The organism is Pseudolysinimonas sp., assembly GCF_039912695.1.
Taxonomy (GTDB): domain Bacteria; phylum Actinomycetota; class Actinomycetes; order Actinomycetales; family Microbacteriaceae; genus Pseudolysinimonas_A.
In genome coordinates, this window is record NZ_JBDSPJ010000019.1 from 14,188 (window position 1) to 30,894 (window position 16,707).

Genomic DNA, 16,707 nt, shown 5'->3' on the forward strand with positions numbered 1-16,707 from the left:
GTGATGACGACCGCGACCGCGACTCCCGTGCGACGCCGCGCGGGTGTCGGAACGTTCTGGCGCTACCTCGTCGTGCGGTTCTTGCTCATCATCCCGACGGTGTTCATCCTCGTCACGATGGTGTTCTTTCTGATGCGCCTGACGGGCGACCCGATCACGGCATCCGTCGGTGACCGCCTCACCCCTGACCAGTTGCAGGAGCGCATCCACCAGGCCGGCTACGACCGGCCGATCATCACCCAGTACCTGGAATACCTCGGCCAGGTTTTCACCGGCCAGTTCGGTCGCACGATCACCGACAACCAACTGATCTCCGACGTGCTGCTGCGCTACGGCTCGGCAACCCTCGAGCTCGCGATCTACGCCCTGCTCGTCGCCGTGATCGTCGGCATTCCGCTCGGGATGCTTGCCGCCTATCTGCGCGACAGATGGCCGGATGCGGTGCTGCGCATTTTGGCAATCCTCGCGTACGCGACCCCGGTCTTCTTCGCTGGCCTGCTGCTCAAACTGGTGTTTTCGGTGGGGCTGGGCTGGTTCCCGATCGCGGGACGCGCGAGTACTCGCACCGAAATCGTGTTGTCGAAACTTCACGATCCGACCGGCATCTACCTGATCGACGCCTTCCGCTCGGGCAACGCGGCGGCTCCCGGTGACGTGCTGTGGCACGCGGTGCTTCCCGGTCTGACGCTCGGGCTGCTCACCGCCGGCATCTTCCTGCGCCTGGTGCGCACCAACGTCATCGGCACCTTCGGTCGGGAGTACGTCGACGCCGCCCGCTCGCGCGGCGTGAGTGAGTACCGCCTGGTCAGTAGGCACGCATTCCGTCCGGCACTGGTCCCGATCATCACCGTGATCGGCTTGCAGGTGGCCCTGCTGCTCGGCGGTGCGGTGCTGACCGAAACCACCTTCGAATGGCGCGGACTCGGGTTCGAGTTGGCGTTCTATCTCGGCAAACGCGACTTCGTTGCCGTGCAGGGTATCGTCGCCCTGCTCGCGGTGATCGTCGCCCTCAGCAACTTCATCGTCGACATCGTCGCGGCTGTCATCGACCCCCGGGTGAGGTTCTGATGGGGATCCGGGAGCGCATCCGGCGGCTGCCGATCATCCACCAGTTGCGCCAGAGCGTCGGGCTGCAGCGCGGGATGCTGATCACCGGCCTCGTGATCACCGGCTTCTTCGTGCTGCTGGCGATCTTCGGGCCACTCTTTGCCCCCTACTCCTATAACCAGTTGCGCCTCGACGGGCAATTGTTCGGCGCACAGGATCCGCCGAGCGCCGAGCACCTCCTCGGTACCACTGTCGGCGGCTACGACGTGCTTTCGCGGGTCATCTGGGGCACCCGCACCGCACTTCTTGCGATCGTCGTGTCGGTCGTGCTGTCGATCGTGATCGGCGTGCTGCTCGGTCTGGTCTCGGGCTACTTCGGCGGCTGGCTCGACCGCATCCTGGTCGTCGTTGCCGACGCGGTCTACGCGTTCCCGAGCCTGCTGCTGGCCATCGTCGCCGCGATCGTCATCTCGGGAGGGCAGTCGAGTTTCTGGGGCGGCATCACGGCCGCGGCGATCTCGATCACCGTGGTCTTTGTGCCGCAGTACTTCCGCGTCATCCGCGCCGAGGTCGTGCGGGTGAAGTCGGAAGCGTTCGTCGAGTCCGCCCGCGTGATCGGTGCGAGCACGGCCCGAGTGATGTTCCGCCACGTGTTGCGCAACTCAACCCGCACCCTGCCGCTGATCTTCACGCTCAACGCGTCCGAGGCGATCCTGACCCTTGCCGCCCTGGGCTTCCTCGGATTCGGCATTGAGCCGACCGCCGCCGCCGAGTGGGGCTACGACCTCAACCGCGCGAAGAGCGACGTGACGAGTGGCATCTGGTGGACGGCCGTGCCGCCCGGACTCGCGATTGTGCTCATCGTGCTCGGCATCACCCTGATCGGCGAAAGTCTCAACGACCTCGCCGACCCACGGCTGCGGACTCGCCGACGGGCCGAGGGTGCGACGGCCGAGGGCGCGACGGCAGTGGGCGCGACGGCCGTGCGCGCGACGCCAGTGGGCGCGACGCCCGCAGACCAGGTGGCCGCGACCGAGCCCACCGCGCGCGAGGAACTCGGGGAAACACTCTGATGCCCGTGACCGGACCCGTGAAAACCGCCCACCTGAAGTCAGCTGCCTCCCGCGCCGCCGAGTTCGCGGTTCAGATCAAGAACCTCGACATCACGTTCGCGACCGACGGGGGAGACGTCGCGGCGGTCCGCGGTGTGAACCTCGACGTGCGGCCCGGCGAAGTGTTGGCGATCGTCGGAGAATCCGGCTCGGGCAAAACCGTGACGGCGCGCAGCATCCTGGGTCTCCTTCCCGAAACCGCGCGCGTCGACGGCGCCGTGATTCTGAGCGGAACGGATGTCGTCGGCCTGAGCCGGCGCAAGGTGCGCGAATTGCGCGGCGTCGAGGCGGCGATGATCTTCCAGGAGCCGTCGGCCGCCCTCAACCCGGTTTACACGGTCGGCTGGCAGCTCACGGAAGGGCTTCGCGCCCACGGCAAAGTCTCGAAGAAGGATGCGCGCGCCACGGCGATCGACATGCTGCGTAAGGTCGGCATCCCCGACCCCGAGAAGCGCATCGACGAGTACCCGCACCAGTTCTCGGGCGGTCAGAAGCAACGCATCGTGATCGCGATGGCCCTGTCGCTTGAGCCGAGCGTGATCATCGCTGACGAACCAACGACTGCACTCGACGTGACCGTTCAAGCCGAAATTCTCGACCTGCTGCGTACCCTGCGCGATGAGTTCGGCACCGCGATCGTGCTCATCACCCACAACATGGGCGTCGTCGCCGACCTGGCCGACCGAGTCGCGGTGATGTATCACGGCGAGATCGTCGAGACAGCTCCCGTGCGGGAGTTGTTCGCGTCGCCGAAAGACGAATACACGAAGCTGCTGCTGGCGGCGGTCCCGCGCCTCGAGATCGTGGATCGCCAGTACCGGGACAACCCCGCCGCAGAACCGGTGGTGGTCGCACAGGGGCTCGAAATCGAATACCCGGGACGGTTTGGTCGGAAGGGGTTCGTTGCCGTCCATGATGTCGACTTCGAGATCGGACCCGGAGAAGTGCTCGGCCTCGTCGGCGAGAGCGGTTCGGGTAAGACCACGATCGGTCGGGCGATGGCCGGCCTCACCAAGGTCACCGGCGGGTCTCTGAGGGTGCTCGGCACCGACCTGGCCACGGCATCCGAACGCGAGTTTCGCCCCATGCGCCGCGAGCTCGGGTTCGTTTTCCAGGACCCGGCGACCTCGTTCAACCCGCTGCTGACGATCGCGCAGTGCGTCGCCGAGCCGCTCATCGTGCACGGCGCGGCACGGGACGCGGGCGCGGCACGCGACAAGGTCGACGAACTTCTCGAGGCTGTGCAACTGCCGGCCGCGTACGGCGACCGCTTTCCGCACGAGTTGAGCGGCGGGCAGCGTCAGCGGGCATCCCTCGCGCGTGCCCTCGCCCTCGACCCGAAACTGCTGATCGCCGATGAACCGACCAGCGCGCTCGACGTCTCGGTGCAGGCCCGTGTGCTCGAACTGTTCGCCGAACTGCAAGAGCGTTTCGGTTTCGCCGCGCTGTTCATCACGCACGACCTCGCCGTCGTCGACGTGCTCGCGCACCGCATCGTCGTGTTGCACAACGGGGAGATCGCCGAGCAGGGGCCGACCGCGAAGGTGCTGGGCTCACCGCAGGACCCCTACACGAAACGCCTGCTGGCGTCGCTGCCGATCCCCGATCCCGTGGAACAGGCCGCGCGGCGGGCATCACGTCTCGCAGGGGACCTCTCGGAGGATCTTTAGGACGAGCGGACGGATGCCGTGCGGGCCTGGGCGAGCACGCTCGGCAGCACAGCGAGCAGGGCTTCGATCGCGCGCATCCCGGTCTCGTGGCCCAGGGTGAATCGCAGGGCACCGCGGGCCTCGACCTCGGGCACGCCCATGGCGAGCAGCACGTGCGAGACCTCGCTGACGCCGGCCTGACAGGCGGAGCCGGTCGAGACCGAGAACCCGGCCTCGTCGAGCAGGTAGAGCAGGGCGTCGCCGTCGCAGCCGTCGAAGGTCGCGTGCACGTTTCCCGGCAGCCGGCCCTCCGGCGAGAGGTCGCCGCGGATCGTGACTCCCGGCAGCGCGGAGAGGCCCGCCACAAGCCGGTCGCGCGGCCCAGTCAGGCGCGGATCGCCGAGCACGATCAGGTCGGCCGCGGCGGCGAAGGCCGCGGCTCCGGCCGCATCCTGCGTACCCGAGCGCACCCGCTGCTGGTTGCCGCCGTGCACCAGCGGTTCGACGGTGGCAGTGCGCGCGACGACGAGGGCGCCGATTCCGACCGGTCCGCCGATCTTGTGCGCCGAGACGCTCACCACGTCCGCACCGACCATGTGCACGTCGATCGGCACCGACCCGTACGCGGCGATCGCGTCGAGATGCACCGGCACTCCGGCGGCCCGACACAGCTCGACGATCGAAGAAACCGGTTGCAATGTGCCGACCTCATTGTTCGCCCAGAGGAAGGATGCCAAGGCCACCCGTTCGCGATCGAAGCTCAAGGCCCTCTCAAGCGAGCTGAGCGACAGCCGGCCCACGGCATCCACGTCGATCCATTCGACCGACGCACCCTCGTGCCGCACCAACCAGTCGATGCTGTCGAGGGTCGCGTGATGCTCCGCGCGAGAAGAGAGGATGACGCGGCGAGGCGCGCGAGCCCAGAACAGCCCCTTCACCGCGAGATTCACCGCCTCGGTGCCACCCCCCGTGAAGATGACCTCAACCGGATCGGCGCCCAGCGACACCGCGACCTTCTCGCGTGCGGTCTCGAGCAGGTCCCGCGCCGCCTGACCGTGCGCGTGGATCGACGAGGGGTTGCCGACAACCGCGAGCGCGTCGACGTACGCGGCTCGCACCGACGGTGACATCGGCGTGGTCGCGGCGTGGTCGAGGTACACCGACGGGGCGGGATGCACGCGCGATCCGATGTCCATAGAGCCACCCTAGGAACCCATACGCTGGATCGCATGCCACCCGCCGATCCGCTCAGCGATCTCGGCGTGCGGGTCGGGCCCGACGGAGGCAGTATTCGGGTCTGGAGCGCGAACGCGACCGGCGTGGATCTGTGCGTGTTTGAGGGTAAGGATCCGTCGTTTGCGGGTACCACGATTCCGTTGACTCGGGATGCCGACGGCGTCTGGAGCACCACCACCACCGCCCTGAAAACCGGCACCTACTACGCGATCCGGGCTCGCGGTCCGAAGGGTCCGACCCACGCGTTCGACGCCACCAAGAACCTCCTCGACCCCTACACGCGCGGCCTGGCCCGCACCTCGACCGGCGACTGGCGCGGCTACGTGCAAGACGACGCCTTCGAGTGGGGGGGCGTCGCGAAACCCGGCATCTCGCTCGACCACGCCGTCGTCTACGAAGCCCATGTCAAGGGGTTCACGAAACTGCACCCCGGCATCCCGGACGCGTTGCGCGGCACCTACGCGGGCCTCGCTCATCCGGCGGCGATCGAGTATCTGAAAGACCTCGGCGTCACGACCGTCGAACTGCTGCCGGTGCATCAGAGCGTCAGCGAACAGCGCCTGCAGAAGATGGGTCTGATCAACTACTGGGGCTACAACACGCTCAACTTCTTCACCCCGCACGCGGCCTACGCGACGCGCGAGGCCCAGGTCGGCGGCACCGGTGCTGTGCTGCGCGAGTTCAAGGGCATGGTGAAACTGCTGCACGAAGCCGGCCTCGAGGTCGTGCTCGACGTCGTCTACAACCACACCTCGGAGGAGGGTCGCGGCGGCCCGACCAACAGTTTTCGCGGCATCGACAACGCGTCGTACTACCGGCAGAGCGCGGACGGTAGCTACATCGACACGACCGGATGCGGCAACACTCTCGACTTCTCACTTCCCGCCGCGCAGCGACTCGTGCTCGACTCACTGCGGTACTGGACCAACGAGGTACAGATCGACGGGTTCCGCTTCGACCTGATGGCGACGCTGGGCCGTAACGCTGCCGCCGACTTCGACCCCGAGCATCCGCTGCTGCTCGCGATTCGCGACGACCCGCAACTGGCGGGCACCAAGATGATCGCCGAACCGTGGGATATCGGCATGGGCGGCTGGCAGGTCGGCAACTTTCCCGACGGCTACTCCGAGTGGAACGACGGCTACCGCGACCGGATGCGTAACTTCTGGCTGCGTGACATCGCCGACGCCCGTTCTGCGGACGGCATCCCGAGTGAGGGGATCGGGTCGCTCGCCCGCCGCATCGCCGGCTCCAACCACGTCTTCGCCCTCGAGCGCGGCCCGCTTGCGAGCGTCAACTTCATCACCGCACACGATGGCTTCACCGCGTGGGACCTGGTGTCGTACGACGAAAAACACAACATCGGTAACGGCGAGAACAACCGCGACGGGTCAAACGACAACAAGTCGTTCAACCACGGCGCAGAGGGTCCGACGACCGATGCGACGATCCTCGCAACGCGGCGCCGCGCCATCCGGAATCTGCTCGGCACCCTGCTGCTCTCGGGCGGCGTGCCGATGATGACCGCGGGGGATGAATTTGGCCGCACCCAGCGCGGCAACAACAACGCGTACTGTCACGATTCCGAACTCACCTGGCTCAGCTGGGAGCGTGAGGATTGGCAGCGCGAGCTCGCCGCAGTGACGACCCAACTCATCCGGCTCCGCCGCGAGAACCCCGCCCTACGCCCGGTGCGGTACGGCCGGTTCGGCGAGAACACCCCGAGCGCCAGCCAGATGGACTGGTACAACAAACAGGGCATCTCGATGACGATGGATGACTGGGACTCCCCCGGCGAACGCACGCTGCAGTACCTCGCGGCCTCGACTCCCGAGTTCGAGGAGTTCAACCGCATTCTGCTCGTCGTGCACGGCCTCGAAACCGACGTCACCGTGACGCTACCGACGCACGACGGGGTGTCGGGCTACACGCTGCTCTGGGACTCCTCGCAGGACGACATCAGCGACCGCGAACCCGAGCACGCGCCGGGTGAGGTGCTGCCGGTCGGGCCGACCTCGATGTTGCTGTTTCGCGCGCATTAGGTGTGCGCAGCCGGTCCGGTAGATTCTTCGCATGGCTGACTCCTCGACGCCGCAAGCCGGTTGGTATGCCGATCCGGAGAAGCCCTCTGGAGAGCGTTGGTGGAACGGCGCCAGTTGGTCGGATAGCCGCCGCGACTCGACCGCCGCGGGGGCGACCCAAGTTTCGCCGGACCAGTCGACGGTAGTGACACCTGCGGTGCCGCCGGTCGCGCCGGTCGACACCTCTGGTTTCACTTTCGGCGCGATTGCTCCCATCCCGGTACGCGCCGACCCGTACGCTCCGATTCCCGGCTACACAGCGACTCCCGGCTACACCGCAACACCCGGCTACACCGCGACTCCTGGCTACACAGCACCCGGCTACACCGCAACACCCGTCAACACAGCGACTCCCGGCTACACAGCTACACCCGGCTTCCCGGCACCACCCGTGTATAGCGCGACCCCGGCTTACACCAACTCCCCCTATGCCGCCCAGCCCTACGGCGCTCCGGGTCAGGCCACCAACGGACTGGCGCTCGCCGGTCTGATCGTCTCGTCTGCGGGATGGCTCGTCCTCTCCTTCCTCGGACCGATCGCCGGAATCGTCCTCTCGGCACTGGGCCTTCAGGCGGCCAAGCGTCGGGAACTGATGGGTAACCCCAATTCGGGTCGTGGGATGGCGATGGCCGGCTTGATTGTCGGCATCGTGCTCGCGGTCCTCGGCATCGGCATGGTGACCTTGTTCCTCGTGTTCACTGCGGCCACGTCGCGATACCGCTAGTCGCATCCGACATCCTGCCAACAGTCCGGATTTCGACGTGAGCACTCCGGCAACCGTCGCGTTGCGGGCGGCCGGAGTCTCGTTCACCGAGCACGCGTATCAGCACGACCCCGCGGTGACCGATTTCGGCGCCGAGGCCGCGTCGGAGCTGGGCGTCGAGCCTGATCGGGTGTTCAAAACTCTGCTTGTGGATGTCGACGGCACCCTCGTTGTCGGCATCGTGCCCGTCACGGGCAAACTCGACCTCAAGGCTCTCGCGACGACCCTCGGGGGAAAACGCGCAACGATGGCGGATGCGGCGGTCGCCGAACGCAAGACCGGCTACCTCGTCGGCGGCATCTCTCCGATCGGGCAGAAGTCCGCCCATCCGACAGTGCTCGACGAGACCGCTGAACTGTGGGACACGGTATTCGTCAGCGGCGGTCGACGCGGGTTCGACCTGGAACTCGCGCCCGTCGACCTGATCCGCGCGACCAACGCCACCATCGCCGACATCGCGCGCTAGCCACCGGCCCAAGAACGCCCTATTTGCCCAAGAACGGGGTCTCACACCTCGAAATGACCCCAAAGTTGGGCAAATAGCCGCTCACGCGACGGCGAGCAACCCCAACTCGGCGGGTGTGGCGAGCAGCGGGTGGTTGGGTACCACGCGCACGGTGTAGCCGAACGGGCCGGATCGCGACAGCGTGACGTTGCCCTGGAAGGTCGCGGGCGATCCCGGTTCGTGCCCTTCGAGGTCGAGCCGCAGCCGCGCAATGTCGCTCAGCAGGTCGCCGTCGCGAGCCCGACCGTAGACCAGCTCCACCTTGACGTCGTCGGGTTGCAGGTCGCCCAACTCGACGTAGGCGCGCACGTGCAACTGCTCGCCGAGCTGGGCGGAAGCATCCACTCCCCCGGATTCCACGTGGGTGACATGCACCGCGGGCCAGGCCGCAGTGACGCGCGAGACCCAGGCCGCGAGATCCCGGGCCGGCTGGAATGACGACGCCGAGATCGTGCGTTCGGCGAGCGCAGCGGGGGTGTACATCTGCTGCACGTACTCGGTGACCATCCGATCCGCCGAGAGCGCGGGCGACAGGGTGGCGAGCGTGTGGCGCATGTCGGCGACCCATTTGGTCGGGATGCCGTCAGCATCCCGTTCGTAGAAACGCGCCGTGATCTGGTGCTCGAGCAGGTCGTAGAGCGACGACGCCTCGAGTGCGTCGCGTTCGGCCCCGTCACCCGCACTGTCAGCCGTCGGAATGGCCCAGCCGTTGTGGTCGTCGTAGTACTCGTTCCACCAGCCGTCGAGAATCGACAGGTTGAGCGCTGCGCCCATCGCGGCTTTCATGCCCGACGTTCCGCACGCTTCGAGCGGTCGTAGCGGGTTGTTCAGCCAGATGTCGCAGCCCGGATACAGCCGCCGCGCCATCCCGATGTCGTAGTTCGGCAAGAACACGATGCGCTGACGCACGTCGGGAGCCTGCGAGAACTCGACCAACTTCTGGATGAGCCGCTTGCCCTCGTCGTCGGCCGGGTGCGACTTGCCGGCGATGACGAGCTGAATCGGCCGCTCCGGGTTGGTCAACAGCGCACGCAGCCGCTCGGGGTCGTGCAGCATCAGGGTGAGGCGCTTGTAGGTCGGCACCCGGCGCGCGAAACCGATGGTCAGAACGTTCGGGTCGAGCAGCCCGCCGAACCAGGCGGGGTCGGCGATTCCGGGGTTCTCTTCGGCCCAGGCGGCAGACATCCGGCGGCGTGCATCCTCGACGAGGTTCGCGCGCATCCTGCCTTTCAGCGCCCACAGGTCGCCATCGCTGACGCCCTCCGAGGCCCAATCGGCGGCCGTGGTGTCTGCGGTTCTCAGTTTGTCGGCGGCGAGCGCCTTCACCTCGGGGTCGGTCCAGGTCGGCGCGTGGACGCCGTTCGTGATCGATCCGATCGGGATGTCGTCGACGTCGAAGCCTGGCCAGAGCGCCTGGAACATCCCGCGGCTCACCTGCCCGTGCAACTTCGAGACGCCGTTCGCGCGCTGCGCGAGCCGCAGTCCCATCACGGCCATGTTGAAGCTCGGCGGCGGGGCGTCGGGTCCGGTCGGGGCATCCGGTTCGGCGCCGAGCGCGAGCACGTCAGCGACATCGACTCCGGGCAGCAGGTCGCCCGAGAAGTAGCGCTGAATGAGGGATGCGTCGTACCGGTCGATCCCGGCAGGGACCGGGGTGTGCGTCGTGAAAACGGTTCCCGCGCGCACAGCACGCAGCGCCTCGGCGAAGGTCAGACCCTGGCCGATCAGGTCGGCTGCGCGCTCCAGCCCCTGGAATCCCGCGTGCCCCTCGTTGCTGTGGAAGACCTCGGGCGCAGGTCGCCCGACCAGCGACGTGTACAGCCCGACAGCGCGGATGCCGCCGATGCCCAGCAGCAGTTCTTGCAGCAGCCGGTGCTCGCCGCCCCCGCCGTACAGGCGATCGGTGACGCCGCGGAGTTCTTCGTCGTTCTCGGGAACGTCGGTGTCGAGCAGCAGCAGCGGAACCCGACCGACGTCGAGACGCCAGATGCGAGCGGTCAGGCCGCGACCTTCGGGCAGAGCGAGCACCACCTGGGCGGCCGACCCGTCGGGATTGCGCAGCACGCTCATCGGCAGCCCGTCAGGATCGACGACCGGGTAGCTCTCCTCTTGCCACCCTTCGCGCGAGATCGCTTGGCGAAAATACCCCGCCCGATAGAACAGCCCGACCCCGATGATCGGCACCCCGAGGTCTGATGCGGCTTTGAGGTGATCGCCGGCCAGGATGCCGAGGCCCCCTGAATACTGGGGCAGCGCGGCGGCGATCCCGAACTCGGGCGAGAAGTAGGCGATCGTCGTCGGAGCGTCGGCGCCGAGCGTCTGGTACCACCGGGGTTCGCGCAGATAGCTGCGCAGGTCGTCGACAAGCGCGTTCGCACGGGCGACGAAGCCACCGTCTGCCGCGAGGTCGGCGAGCCGCTCGGGCGCAACAGCGCCGAGCAGGCCGACCGGGTCGGCATCCTCATCCCACGCCTCGGGGGCGATCTCGCGGAACAGCTCGATCGTCGGCTGATGCCACGACCAGCGCAGGTTCGCCGCGAGTTCGTCAAGGGCCGCCAGGCTCTCGGGAAGCACGGGCCGGACGTGAACCGACGAATGGCTTTCACGAGGATCGAGCCTAGAGGCGGCGCGTTAACGCGAGGTTTCGCGCGACTCGTTACACCGGCCCGCGCGCGGTACGGTCGAGTCATGGTCGCCGATTCCGTCGTCCCCCCCGGTCTCGCGGTCACAGGTCCGGGACGGCTCGGTCGCATCCCGATCCGCGATCTTCGACCGCGTCAGCACGAGAACCTGTGGGCTGCAAACTCCTTCGTCGGCGAGGTCGTGCCGTTCGAGGCGACGGTCTTCCGCGAAGGTCACGACCTGCTGCGTGTCGAACTCGAGCTGTTCGACCCGTCCGGCACCGAGACCCGCCACCCGATGACCGAAACCGCCAAGGGCACCGACCGGATGCGGGCCGACGTCCTGATCGACACCCCCGGGCTGTGGCGCTGGCGGGTGAGTGCAAGTAGCGATGACTGGGCGACCTGGCTGCACGCTGCCGACCTGAAGCTGCACCCACAACAGATCCTGACCGGTCAGGATGCCGACGTCATCTTCGCTGACGGGGTCGCTCTGCTCGAGCTCGGGTGGGGCAAGGTCTTCGCCGACGCCGCCCGCGCCCTCGGCGACACCGGCCTGACCCCGGCCGCTCGGCTCAAGGTTGCCCACGACGCGCGACTCGCGAAGGCCATTTCCGCGCACCCTCTGGTGTCGCTGACCACCACTTCTGACGAGCAGATTCTGCGAGTGGAACGCGCTCGCGCCGCCGTCGGATCTTGGTACGAGTTTTTCCCCCGATCAGAGGGCGCCCAGAAGGCGAAGGACGGCAGCTGGACGTCGGGCACGTTCCGCACCGCGGCCAAACGGCTGCCGGCCGTCGCCGCGATGGGATTCGACGTCGTGTATCTCCCGCCGATCCATCCGATCGGCACCGCCTTTCGCAAGGGGCCGAACAACGCCGCCGAGGCCGGGCCGAACGACCCGGGCAGCCCGTGGGCCATCGGCGGTGCGCTCGCAGATGGCACGGCCGGCGGGCACGACAGCATCCACCCCGACCTGGGCACGCTCGCCGACTTCCGCTTCTTTCTCGCGCAGGCACAGGCGAATGCGCTCGAAGTTGCCCTCGACCTCGCACTGCAGTGCTCCCCTGACCACCCGTGGGTGACCGAGCATCCCGAATGGTTTACGCACCGCTCAGACGGCTCGATCGCCTACGCCGAGAACCCCCCCAAGCGGTACCAAGACATCTACCCGCTGAACTTCGACACCGACCCCGAGGGGCTCAGCGCCGAGGTGCTGCGCATCGTGGAGTACTGGATCGCACAGGGGGTGGAGATCTTCCGGGTCGACAACCCCCACACGAAACCGCTGTGGTTCTGGGAGTGGCTGCTCACCCGGGTGGCCGAGACGCACCCCGAGGTCGTGTTCCTCGCCGAGGCCTTCACCCGCCCCCCGATGCTCGCGGCTCTTGCCGAGGCGGGGTTTCAGCAGTCGTACACCTACTTCGCCTGGCGCAACACGAAGCCGGAGCTCGAAGAGTTTCTCCACGACCTGGCGACCGAATCAGCCGACTACCTGCACCCGAATCTGTTCGTGAACACGCCGGACATCCTCACCGAGTTCCTGCAATTCGGCGGACCGCCGGCCTACAAAATCCGCGCCGCGATCGCGGCCACAGCGTCGCCGTCGTGGGGCGTGTACGCCGGGTACGAACTCTTCGAGGATGTCGCTCGACCCGGCAGCGAAGAGAACCTCGACAACGAGAAGTACGAATTCAAGCAGCGGGATTGGGCGCGCGCCGATACGACGGGTCGCACGCTCGCGCCCTACCTCAGGCGGCTCAATGCGATCCGCCGCGAACATCCGGCCCTGCTGCAGTTGCGCAACCTTCGGGTTCACTGGAGCGACGACGACTCGGTGCTGGTCTACTCGAAGTTCCTGGCGGCGGAGTTCACCGGCGCCGGCGGGCCGGACGGCATCATCGTCGTCGCCAACCTCGACCCGCACGCGGTGCGCGAAACGATCGTGCACCTCGACGTGCGCGAACTCGGGCTCGAACCCGGTGCGCCGTTCGACGTGCACGAGCTGATCACCGACCAGAAGTGGACCTGGAAGGAATCGGATTTCGTGCGGCTCGACGCGTTCACCGAACCCGTGCACATCCTGTCGGTTCAGTACGGAAAGTCACACTGATGGCGGGCCCAACCACACCCGCGTCCCCCGAACTCCCGGCCCTCGATGCGGAGCTGATCGCCTCCCTGGTCGCGGCCACGCATCCCCGCCCGCACGACTGGCTTGGCCAGCATCCGGTCGGATCGGGAACGACGGCAGGGTTCGTGATTCGCGCCGTGCGACCGCTCGCGAAGGCGGTCACCGCGATGCGGGCGGATGGCACGAGCGTCACCCTCGAGCACGTCACCGACGGGCTGTGGCAGGGCTACGCGGCGGGCGAGGGCGAGGCCTACCAACTGACGGCGACCTACGACAACGGCCCGTCCTGGACGGCGGATGACCCCTACCGGTTCGTGCCGAGCGTCGGCGAGGTCGACCTGTACCTCTGGGCCGAGGGTCGCCACGAGCAAATCTGGAAGGTGCTCGGCGCGCACTACCGACCGCACGAAGGCGTCGCGGGAACCAGCTTCTCGGTCTGGGCGCCGCACGCACGCGCGGTGCGACTGATTGGCGACCTCAACTCCTGGTCAGGGCTCGGGCACGCGATGCGCCGCCTCGACGACAACGGGGTGTGGGAACTGTTCGTCCCCGGCCTCACGCCGGGGTCGGCGTACAAGTTTGAAATCCTGACCGCGTCGGGCGAGTGGGCGAAACGCGCCGATCCGATGGCGCGCTACACCGAGGTGCCGCCGAAAACAGCCTCCGTCGTCGGGCAGACGCTCTACGAATGGCACGACTCGACCTGGCTCGCCCAGCGCGCCACCCACGACCCGCACAACTCGGCGATGAGTGTCTACGAGCTGCACATTGGATCGTGGCGGCCGGGCCTCGGCTACCGCGAACTCGCCGACCAGTTGATCGAGTACGTTCACGAGTTGGGCTTCACGCACGTCGAGTTTCTGCCGGTCGCCGAGCATCCCTACGGACCCTCGTGGGGCTACCAGGTGACGGGCTACTACGCCCCGACGTCGCGATTCGGGCATCCGGATGACTTCAAGTACCTGGTCGATCGGCTGCACCAGGCATCCATCGGCGTTCTCGTTGACTGGGTGCCCGCGCACTTTCCGAAAGACGAGTGGGCGCTGGCGAAGTTCGACGGGCAGGCGCTGTACGAGCACGCCGACCCGAGGATGGGCGAGCACCCCGACTGGGGAACGCTGGTCTTCGACTTCGGACAGTCTCAGGTGCGCAACTTTCTGGTCGCGAACGCGCTCTACTGGCTCGAAGAGTTTCACGTCGACGGCCTCCGAGTCGACGCGGTGGCCTCGATGCTGTACCTGGATTACTCCCGAAAAGACGGCGAATGGGTGCCGAACGAGTTCGGCGGGCGCGAGAACCTCCGCGCGATCTCGTTCCTTCAGGAAGTCACCGCGACCGCCTACAAGCGCAACCCCGGCATCGTGATGATCGCCGAGGAGTCGACCTCGTGGCCGGGAGTCACGGGCGCGACGGGCGGCAACGGCCTCGGCTTCGGCCTCAAGTGGAACATGGGCTGGATGCACGACTCGCTGCAGTACATGCACGAGAACCCGATGTGGCGCGCATCCCACCACAACGACATCACCTTCTCGTTCCTCTACGCGTTCAGCGAGAACTTTTTGCTGCCGATCTCGCACGACGAAGTGGTTCACGGCAAAGGGTCGCTGCTCAACAAAATGCCCGGCGACCAGTGGCAGAAACTCGCGAACGTGCGCGCTTTCCTGTCGTTCATGTGGGCGCATCCCGGAAAGCAACTGCTCTTCATGGGATCCGAGTTCGGGCAGCCGTCCGAGTGGAGCGAGCAGCGCGGGCTCGACTGGTGGATTCTCGACCAGCCCGCGCACCAGGGTCTGTCGCGACAGGTTGCGCAGCTCAACCGGGTCTACCGCGAGAACCCCGCCCTCTGGGAGCAAGACAACGTTGAAGCCGGATTCGAGTGGCTCGCGAATGATCCCGAGAACAACGTGGTCGCATTCCTGCGGTGGTCGGCGTCGGGTGAAGCGCTCGCGGCCATAGTGAACTTCGGCGGTAACCCGGTCGGCCCGTACCGCATCGGACTGCCGTTCGCCGGCCGGTGGGACGAAGTCATCAACACCGACGCGGTCGAGTTCGGCGGCTCGGGAGTGGGTAACTACGGCTCGGTCGTCGCCTCGGAGGAAGCCTGGAACGGGCACCCCGCGTCCGTCGAGTTGACCCTTCCGCCGCTTGCCGGGTTGTGGTTGCGCCCGGCGCAGGTCAGTCGCGCTTCTTGAGTTTGCGGTCCTTGGCCTGCGCTTCGGCGACCAGGCGGGTGATGCGGCGACGGTCGAGGCGGCTCTCGTCTTCGGCGACCTCGTGCACGACGCCTGGATCGGCGGGCGCCGCCGAGATGTCGATCCCGGCGAGAGGCTCCGAGCGAACCAGTCCGATCGACTTCCGCAACGGCTTCGAGGCGGTGAACCACGATCTGAAGTCGCCGCCGAGAGACCAGATCACGGCGAGAGCGAGGCATCCGGCACCCGTCCAGATGAGCGCCCACATCGCATCGAACCTGAGAACGCGACCCGCGATCACCTCGACCAGGAGCGCCAGCAGCCCGATCGTAAAAAGTACGGCGACAACAGCCCGCACCGGGCCGATCGTCGGCTTCGACGTTGGTGTCGGATGCTCGAGCATCAGTACAGCAGCAGGGTCAGGCGGCGACGGGCCACCGAGACGCGCGGGTCGTCGGCACCGGCGATCTCGAAATACTCCAGGATGCGGGCGCGCACAATGTCTTTCGCCGCAGCGTCGAGCGACGGGAAAAGTTCGAGCAACCTGTCGAACGCGTCGTCGAGGTGGCCGCCGCTGACATCGAGGTCGGCGACCGCGAGCTGAGCTGCGACCGAAGCCGGAGCATCCGCCGCGGCCTTGCGCACGTCATCCGCTACCGCGCCGTCGAGCCGCAGCAAGAGGGACGCCTGGGCGAGTCCGGCGACCGCGAGGGTGTCGCGAGGATTCTGCACGATCGCCTTCTGGTACGCCGCGACGGCAGCCGCGTAGTCGCCGGACGAGATCGCGTCGAACGCCTCCTGATGCAGGGGCGGCAGTGGCTCTTCGACGGGTTCAGCCGGAACCTCGCCCTCGTCGCCTTCGGCGGGCGGGGTCAGCGAACCGGTGACCCCGTTCTGCTTGGCGACGTCAAGCAGCTGGTCGAGCACTTGACGCACCTGGTCTTCGGCCGGGATGCCGACGAACAGCGGTACGGGACGGCCTGCCACGATCGCCGCGGCTGCGGGGACTTCGCGCACCTGGAAGGCTTCCGCGATGCCGGGGTTCGCCTGCGCGTCGACGGTGGCAAGCACGAGGCGCCCGCCGTATGACTCGATCAACGCCCCGAGCGCTGGCGTCAGGCCAGCCGCGTAGAACTCCACGACCACCGGAACCCGTGCCGACAGGTCGACAACCTGCTGAAACGACGCGTCGTTCACCTCGACAACGAAACCACTTGTGGATGGCGGGGGCACCGACCCCGGAACGGGCGGCGGGGTATTGGCGCGCCGCACAAGTCCAGAAAGGTCGACGGCGCCGCGCAGGCTCGGTCCAGGAGTGCTCATCGTGTCCTAGCTTGGCATCCCGTGCGGTTGTCGTGTCGGCAGCGCTG

11 protein-coding genes and 1 pseudogene are annotated in these 16,707 nt (G+C 67.2%); 8 read left to right on the top strand and 4 right to left on the bottom strand.

Features of this window, described 5'->3' with window-relative positions; all coding sequences use genetic code 11:
- Nucleotides 1-3 precede the first annotated feature (3 nt).
- The 3 genes from ABIR17_RS07130 to ABIR17_RS07140 are packed head-to-tail and all read left to right on the top strand — an operon-like array spanning nucleotide 4 to nucleotide 3,829.
- Entirely contained in the window at nucleotides 4-1,068 is a 1,065-nt protein-coding gene (locus ABIR17_RS07130) for an ABC transporter permease (RefSeq protein WP_348003689.1), read from the top strand.
- Nucleotides 1,068-2,120, top strand: a complete 1,053-nt coding sequence (locus tag ABIR17_RS07135) for an ABC transporter permease (RefSeq protein ID WP_348003690.1) — start codon at nucleotides 1,068-1,070, stop codon at nucleotides 2,118-2,120. Before ABIR17_RS07130 ends, ABIR17_RS07135 begins: the two co-directional genes overlap by 1 nt.
- Nucleotides 2,120-3,829, top strand: coding sequence for an ABC transporter ATP-binding protein (locus ABIR17_RS07140; protein WP_348003691.1), 1,710 nt, complete (start codon nucleotides 2,120-2,122; stop codon nucleotides 3,827-3,829). Before ABIR17_RS07135 ends, ABIR17_RS07140 begins: the two co-directional genes overlap by 1 nt.
- On the opposite strand, the gene ABIR17_RS07145 is transcribed toward ABIR17_RS07140, so the two are convergent.
- On the bottom strand, nucleotides 3,826-5,004 hold the full coding sequence (locus tag ABIR17_RS07145) for a cysteine desulfurase family protein (RefSeq protein ID WP_348003692.1): 1,179 nt from the start codon (nucleotides 5,002-5,004) through the stop codon (nucleotides 3,826-3,828). The two genes, ABIR17_RS07140 and ABIR17_RS07145, sit on opposite strands and share 4 nt — an antisense overlap.
- Nucleotides 5,005-5,037: 33 nt before the next feature.
- Between ABIR17_RS07145 and glgX the strand changes: the two genes are divergently transcribed.
- Genes glgX through ybaK form a run of 3 tightly spaced genes read left to right on the top strand, consistent with a single transcriptional unit; the run spans nucleotide 5,038 to nucleotide 8,354 of the window.
- Nucleotides 5,038-7,086, top strand: coding sequence for a glycogen debranching protein GlgX (glgX, locus tag ABIR17_RS07150; RefSeq protein WP_348003693.1), 2,049 nt, complete (start codon nucleotides 5,038-5,040; stop codon nucleotides 7,084-7,086).
- A gap of 31 nt (nucleotides 7,087-7,117) precedes the next feature.
- Entirely contained in the window at nucleotides 7,118-7,849 is a 732-nt protein-coding gene (locus ABIR17_RS07155) for a DUF4190 domain-containing protein (protein ID WP_348003694.1), read from the top strand.
- A 37-nt stretch (nucleotides 7,850-7,886) separates the two neighbouring features.
- Nucleotides 7,887-8,354, top strand: coding sequence for a Cys-tRNA(Pro) deacylase (gene ybaK / locus ABIR17_RS07160; RefSeq protein WP_348003695.1), 468 nt, complete (start codon nucleotides 7,887-7,889; stop codon nucleotides 8,352-8,354).
- 81 nt (nucleotides 8,355-8,435) lie between these two features.
- Here the strand turns inward: ybaK and glgP are convergent.
- A pseudogene (glgP, locus tag ABIR17_RS07165) lies at nucleotides 8,436-10,999 on the bottom strand (alpha-glucan family phosphorylase).
- 82 nt (nucleotides 11,000-11,081) lie between these two features.
- Between glgP and ABIR17_RS07170 the strand changes: the two are divergent.
- Together ABIR17_RS07170 and glgB are read left to right on the top strand one after the other, a co-directional pair.
- Entirely contained in the window at nucleotides 11,082-13,127 is a 2,046-nt protein-coding gene (locus ABIR17_RS07170) for a maltotransferase domain-containing protein (RefSeq protein WP_348003696.1), read from the top strand.
- Nucleotides 13,127-15,337, top strand: a complete 2,211-nt coding sequence (gene glgB / locus ABIR17_RS07175) for a 1,4-alpha-glucan branching protein GlgB (RefSeq protein ID WP_348003697.1) — start codon at nucleotides 13,127-13,129, stop codon at nucleotides 15,335-15,337. Before ABIR17_RS07170 ends, glgB begins: the two co-directional genes overlap by 1 nt.
- On the opposite strand, the gene ABIR17_RS07180 is transcribed toward glgB, so the two are convergent.
- Together ABIR17_RS07180 and ABIR17_RS07185 are read right to left on the bottom strand one after the other, a co-directional pair.
- Nucleotides 15,321-15,740, bottom strand: coding sequence for a hypothetical protein (locus ABIR17_RS07180; RefSeq protein ID WP_348003698.1), 420 nt, complete (start codon nucleotides 15,738-15,740; stop codon nucleotides 15,321-15,323). The genes glgB and ABIR17_RS07180 overlap by 17 nt on opposite strands.
- The gene (locus ABIR17_RS07185) at nucleotides 15,740-16,660 is read right to left on the bottom strand and encodes a tetratricopeptide repeat protein (RefSeq protein ID WP_348003699.1); all 921 of its coding nucleotides are present in this window, start codon (nucleotides 16,658-16,660) and stop codon (nucleotides 15,740-15,742) included. The genes ABIR17_RS07180 and ABIR17_RS07185 overlap by 1 nt, the downstream gene beginning before the upstream one ends.
- Nucleotides 16,661-16,707: the final 47 nt, after the last annotated feature.

Excerpts from the sequence above, each read along its gene's own strand:
- ABIR17_RS07185 (WP_348003699.1), bottom strand. The coding sequence starts at position 16,660 with ATGAGCACTCCTGGACCGAGCCTGCGCGGCGCCGTCGACCTTTCTGGA.
- ABIR17_RS07180 (WP_348003698.1), bottom strand. The coding sequence starts at position 15,740 with ATGCTCGAGCATCCGACACCAACGTCGAAGCCGACGATCGGCCCGGTG.
- ABIR17_RS07155 (WP_348003694.1), top strand. The coding sequence starts at position 7,118 with ATGGCTGACTCCTCGACGCCGCAAGCCGGTTGGTATGCCGATCCGGAG.
- glgB (WP_348003697.1), top strand. The coding sequence starts at position 13,127 with ATGGCGGGCCCAACCACACCCGCGTCCCCCGAACTCCCGGCCCTCGAT.
- glgX (WP_348003693.1), top strand. The coding sequence starts at position 5,038 with ATGCCACCCGCCGATCCGCTCAGCGATCTCGGCGTGCGGGTCGGGCCC.
- ABIR17_RS07135 (WP_348003690.1), top strand. The coding sequence starts at position 1,068 with ATGGGGATCCGGGAGCGCATCCGGCGGCTGCCGATCATCCACCAGTTG.
- ABIR17_RS07145 (WP_348003692.1), bottom strand. The coding sequence starts at position 5,004 with ATGGACATCGGATCGCGCGTGCATCCCGCCCCGTCGGTGTACCTCGAC.
- ABIR17_RS07130 (WP_348003689.1), top strand. The coding sequence starts at position 4 with ATGACGACCGCGACCGCGACTCCCGTGCGACGCCGCGCGGGTGTCGGA.
- ABIR17_RS07140 (WP_348003691.1), top strand. The coding sequence starts at position 2,120 with ATGCCCGTGACCGGACCCGTGAAAACCGCCCACCTGAAGTCAGCTGCC.
- ABIR17_RS07170 (WP_348003696.1), top strand. The coding sequence starts at position 11,082 with ATGGTCGCCGATTCCGTCGTCCCCCCCGGTCTCGCGGTCACAGGTCCG.